The organism is Streptomyces swartbergensis, assembly GCF_002148965.1.
Taxonomy (GTDB): domain Bacteria; phylum Actinomycetota; class Actinomycetes; order Streptomycetales; family Streptomycetaceae; genus Streptomyces; species Streptomyces swartbergensis.
On record NZ_NGFN01000482.1, the window covers coordinates 1 to 5,187 of the forward strand.

Consider the following 5,187-nt stretch of genomic DNA (forward strand, 5'->3'; position numbering starts at 1 on the left):
GCCTTAAGGGCGTGGGAGGTACCCCCAGGCCCCGCTTCGTTGATCTGCGGCGGGATCGCCCACTCGGCGGGCTCCACGCGCGCGTAGCGCCGGAAGCGGGCGGCGGCGACGCCGACCTGCATGCCGCGCGCGGTACCGGTGGTCGCGCCGGTCTCCGCCCGGGCCAGCTCGGCGTACGGCACGAGACGGTCCCGGATGACGTCCGCCGCGCGGGCGAGGACCGCCGCCCGCTCCTCGACAGGCGTGGCCGACCACGGCCCGAAGGCCTCGCGGGCCGCGGCGCAGGCCGCGAGCACCTGATCCCGCGAGGCCTCCGGCGCCCACCCGACGGTCTGCTCGGTCGCCGGGTCGATCACCTCGTAGTGCCCGCCGTCCGGCTCCACCCAGGAGCCGCCGACGAACAGCGACTGCCGTTCCGTCACCTCGTGCTCACCGTCTCCGTGTCCCGGCCCGAGCGCAGAACGCGCCCCGGCACGGCACCCGTCACCACGTCGTCCCGGATCGCCTCGACCCCGTTGACCCACACGGCCCGCACACCGAGCGCCCGGGAGTCCAGCCGCGGGCTGTCACCCGGCAGGTCGTGCACCAGGGTGGCCGGGCCCGCGTCGATCCGCTCCGGGTCGAACAGGACGAGGTCCGCATGCCAGCCCTCCCGGACCTGCCCCCGCTCCCGCAGGCCGAAGAGCCGGGCCGGGTCGTCGGTCAGCATCTTCACGGCCCGCTCCGTAGCGACCAGCTTCCGGCCGCGCAGACAGTCCCCGAGGAACCGGGTCGTGTACGGCGCCCCGCACATCCGGTCCAGGTGCGCGCCCGCGTCGGACCCGCCGAGCAGCACGTCCTCGTGCTGCCAGGTCTGAGCCCGCAGCGCCCAGGAGGCCGGGTCGTTGTCGGGCGGCATCGGCCACAGCACCGTGCGCAGCTCGTCGTTGGCGCAGATATCCACCAGGCACGCGAAGGGCTCCTGGCCGCGCTCCTCGGCGATGTCCTCGACCACGCGCCCGGTCAGTCCGGCGTTCGCCTCGCTGTAGGTGTCGCCGATGACGTACCGCCCGAAGTTCGCCAGCCGCCGGAAGACGCCCGCCTCCTTGGACCGGGCGCGGCGCAGCATCCCGTCCCGTACGTCCGCATCCCGCAGCTTCTCGATCCGCTCGGGCACGGGCAGCCCGAGAATCGGTCCCCACCCGGGGATGAGGTTCAGCGCGCAGAACGTCCCCAGCGACATGTTCATCGGCGTGAGGATCGGCATGGTCAGCGCCACGACCCGGCCGCCCGCCTTCCGCGCCTGCTCGCTCGCCAGGAGCTGCCGGGGCACCCGCTCGGGCACCGCCGCGTCGATGGTCAGGACGTTCCAGTTCAGCGGCCGCCCCGCCGCCGCGCTCATCTCGACGAACAGGTCGATCTCCGCGTCGCTGAACTGATCGAGACAGCCCGCGACGATCGCCTCGATCTGCGTGCCCTCGTGCTCCCCGACGGCCCGCGACAGCGCCAGCAGCTCGGCCGGACCGGCGTGCCGGGAGGCGACCGGTTTCCCGTCGCCGTCGGAGTGGCTGGTCGACTGGGTGGTGGACAGCCCCCAGGCCCCGGCGTCCATGGACTCCCGCAACAGCCGGACCATCGCCGCAAATTGCTCCCCGGTCGGCTGCCCGCCGACGGCCTGCGGCCCCATCACGTACCGCCGCAGCGCACAGTGCCCCACCATGAACCCGGCGTTGACGGCGATCCGCCCCTCCAGGGCGTCCAGGTACTCCCCGAAGGAGTGCCAGCTCCAAGGCGCCCCCTCCTCCAGCGCCACCAGCGCCATGCCCTCGACCTTCGACATCATCCGCCGCGTGTAGTCGGCGTCCTCGGGCCGGTCCGGGTGCAGCGGCGCGAGGGTGAACCCGCAGTTCCCGCCGGCGACGGTAGTGACTCCGTGGTTGAGGGAGGGCGTGGCGTAGGGATCCCAGAAGAGCTGGGCGTCGTAGTGGGTGTGGGGGTCTACGAAGCCGGGGGTGAGGACGAGGCCGGTGGCGTCCTCACTCGTGCGCGTTTCTTGAGTGACCTCACCGATGACGGCGATACGCCCGTTCTGGATGCCGACGTCGGCGGTGTAAGCGGGCGCACCCGTCCCGTCCACGACGGTCACACCCTTGATGACGTGATCGAGCATGAGCCCTCAACTCCTTGAGCGGTATGTCCCTTTAAGGGGCGCGGGGAACTGCGCGACCAGCCCCCACACACCCGCACCCGCCAACGACGCTCAGACACCCCTCCGAAACCGCGAAGTCCGATGCACAGGATCCGTATCGATCTTCGGAATCACGTGCTCCCCGACCAGCCGAATCGTCTGCAGCGTCTCCTCCTTCGGCACCCCCACCGGCAGCCCGAAACTCAACTGATCGGCCCCCGCCTGCTCCCACCGCTTGCACTGCGTGAGCACTTCGTCCGGATCCCCGCAGATCAGCAGCTCCTCCTCGATGAGGACCTCCACCAACTCCTCGGTGTACTCCGGCAGCGTCTCCGGCCACACCGGAAACCCCTCGGGCCGCGGAAACGTGTCGTGGTACCGGAACACCAGCGACGGCAGATAGTGCAGCTGCCCGTTCGCCGCGATCCGCACCGCCTCCTCGTGCGTCGGCGCACAGATCGCCGTGGTCGTCACCATCACGTTGTCGTTGACGAAGTCACCCACCGGCTCGGCGTCCACGATCGCCGTCTTGTACTGCTCCAGCACCCACTCCATGTCGGAGACCTTCTGCACGCTGAATCCGAGCACGCCGAGCCCCTTCTTCGCGGCCATGGCGTACGACGGCGGCGACCCGGCCGCGTACCACATCGCCGGGTGCGAGCCGCCGTACGGCTTCGGAAGGATCTTCCTCGGCGGCAGCGACCAGTGTTTGCCCTGGAAGCCGGCGTACTCGTCCTGGAGCCACATCTTCGGGAACTCGGCGATGGTCTCTTCCCAGATCTCCTTGGTGTGGTTCATGTCGGTCACACCCGGCATGAAGCCCAGGATCTCGTGCGAGCCGGCACCCCGCCCGCTGCCGAACTCGAACCGCCCCTCGCTGAGATGGTCGAGCATGGCGACCTTCTCGGCGACCTTCACGGGGTGGTTGACCGGGGCGAGCGGGTTGAAGATGCCCGAGCCCAGGTGGATCCGCTCCGTGGCGTGTGCCAGGTACCCGAGGAAGACGTCGTTGGCGGAGAGGTGCGAGTACTCATCCAGGAAGTGGTGCTCGGAGGCCCAGGCGTACTTGAAGCCGGACTTGTCCGCCTGGATGACGTACTCGGTCTCCTCCATCAGCGCCTTGTGCTCGGCGAGCGGGTCGGTCTCGGCCCGTTTGCCCACGTATCCCTGTACGAAGACCCCGAATTCCAAGGAGATTCACCGCCCCACGGTCATATCTGACGAGTCGTCAGATTCATGGCTCCGACTGTTCCACCGCTCCTCGGGAGCGTCAATAGCTGACGGATCGTCAGACCATCCCGGAGAGGGATCAGATGACGCTCACTCCCGCCAGCCACCCGCCGTCGATCACGAACGGCTGCCCGGTGATGTAGGAGGAGTCCTCGCACGACAGGAACAGGGCGAGCCGCGCCACCTCCTCCGGCTGCCCGGCCCGCCCCAGCGGCACGAGCTTGCGGTACAGCCGGTCGAGCCCCCTGGCGGCCTCCTCCGGGTCGGCGTCCGGGTCCAGCCGGGCGGGGTTGGACATCGCGGTGTCGATGGCGCCCGGGCAGACGGCGTTGACGCGGATCCCCCGCCCGGCCAGCTCCAGCGCGGCCACCCGGGTCAGACCGACCACCGCGTGCTTGCTCGCCGCGTACGCGCCCACCCCCGCCATCCCGGTCAGGCCGGTGTACGAGGCGGTGTTGACGATCGTGCCCCCGTCGGCCAGCTCGGGGGCGACGGTCCTGATGCCGAGGAAGCAGCCCACCTGGTTGACCTGGACGACCCGCATGAACTCGTCGAGGGGTGTGTCGAGGAGGGAGTTGAAGCGGAGGATGCCGGCGTTGTTGACGAGCCCGTCGACCCGGCCGTACGCGTCCTTGGCGGCGGCGACGGCCGTCTGCCAGTCATCCTCCCGGCCGACGTCGAGATGGACGTACCTGGCGCCGATCTCCTTCGCGAGGGCCTCGCCCTGGTCGTCGAGGACGTCCGCGACGACCACCCGGGCGCCCTCGGCCGCGAACAGCCTGGCCTCCTGCTCGCCCTGGCCGCGCGCGGCGCCGGTGATGAGGACGACCCGTCCGTCGAGCTTGCCCATGGCAGCCCCCTTCGCGCGGTGGACTCGGTGGACTCGCATCGTACCGACATACCTGACGGAGCGTCAGATGCAAGACGCGGACGTTGCTGAGGCGAATCTCACGTAACCCGCAAGTAGGGATGTTTGACCCTGTCGGGGCCGGTCGGGAGCTTCCAGGATCTGGTCCATGGCAAGGAGAAAACTCAAGAACAGAAAGATCAGGGCGGTCGCGATCGGATCGGCCCTCGTGACCGGCGGTGCCGTGGCCGCGGTGCTGCTGCCGTCGGCGAACGCCGCCGAGGAGAAGACGCCCGAGCAGATCATGACGATGTGCCAGAGGGCCAAGGTGCTCAACGGCAAACAGCAGTCCATCACCGATTTCGGCGGCCACCCCGTCGCCGGCCCGAGTTTCGCGTCCGACACCTGCGATTTCGTCGAGACGAAGTTCGAGACCTTCGACGGACCGACCGAAAAGGCCTCCATCGACTTCCCGAACTGCGAACCGAACGCCACCGAACCGGCGAAGGTGTCGGTCACCTGGCAGGCGACGACCGCACAGGGTCAGGGCAAGTACACCGTCACCCAGCAGGGTGGCGGCGGAGGGCTGTTCGGGGCGCTGAGCGGCTCCTGGCTCAAGCACAAGGGCACCCTCGACATGACCGTCAAGTCGGCGACCGCCGGGGACACGGAACAGCGGGAAGTGCCGGTCGGCAAGGTGCTCCACATGGAGTTCACGCCGAAGATGCAGCGCATGACGGGCGAATGGCGGGTGCGGATCGACGCCCGGGAGGCCACGACCGTCACCAACGCCACTCCGGAGCAGAACTTCGTGGCTTCGGAGGTCGTCGAGGGCCCGGTCGTGCTGCCGGGCGCGGCCGGTGCCCCGGGTGTCGTGGACGGCACCTCCAAGGCCGTACTGACCGACTGCTGACCGACCCCCGCCCCCTTTCCCCCACAGGAG

The 5,187-nt window shown here is 69.7% G+C and carries 5 protein-coding genes; 1 reads left to right on the top strand and 4 read right to left on the bottom strand.

Annotated elements, in window-relative coordinates:
- The 4 genes from CA983_RS40460 to CA983_RS40475 all read right to left on the bottom strand — a co-directional run.
- A partial coding sequence (locus tag CA983_RS40460; protein ID WP_143645725.1) for an aldehyde dehydrogenase family protein occupies window positions 1-422 on the bottom strand: 422 nt, incomplete at its 3' end.
- Window positions 419-2,149 (bottom strand): N-acyl-D-amino-acid deacylase family protein, encoded by a 1,731-nt coding sequence (locus CA983_RS40465; RefSeq protein WP_086605671.1) that lies wholly within the window; start codon window positions 2,147-2,149, stop codon window positions 419-421. The genes CA983_RS40465 and CA983_RS40460, both read right to left, overlap by 4 nt.
- Before the next feature lie 90 nt (window positions 2,150-2,239).
- Complete coding sequence (locus CA983_RS40470; RefSeq protein WP_086605672.1) at window positions 2,240-3,358, bottom strand: LLM class flavin-dependent oxidoreductase; 1,119 nt, start codon at window positions 3,356-3,358, stop codon at window positions 2,240-2,242.
- A 118-nt stretch (window positions 3,359-3,476) separates the two neighbouring features.
- Window positions 3,477-4,247, bottom strand: a complete 771-nt coding sequence (locus CA983_RS40475) for an SDR family NAD(P)-dependent oxidoreductase (RefSeq protein ID WP_086605673.1) — start codon at window positions 4,245-4,247, stop codon at window positions 3,477-3,479.
- A 166-nt stretch (window positions 4,248-4,413) separates the two neighbouring features.
- On the opposite strand from CA983_RS40475, the gene CA983_RS40480 reads away from it, so the two are divergent.
- The gene (locus tag CA983_RS40480; RefSeq protein ID WP_086605674.1) at window positions 4,414-5,157 is read left to right on the top strand and encodes a hypothetical protein; all 744 of its coding nucleotides are present in this window, start codon (window positions 4,414-4,416) and stop codon (window positions 5,155-5,157) included.
- Window positions 5,158-5,187 lie beyond the last annotated feature (30 nt).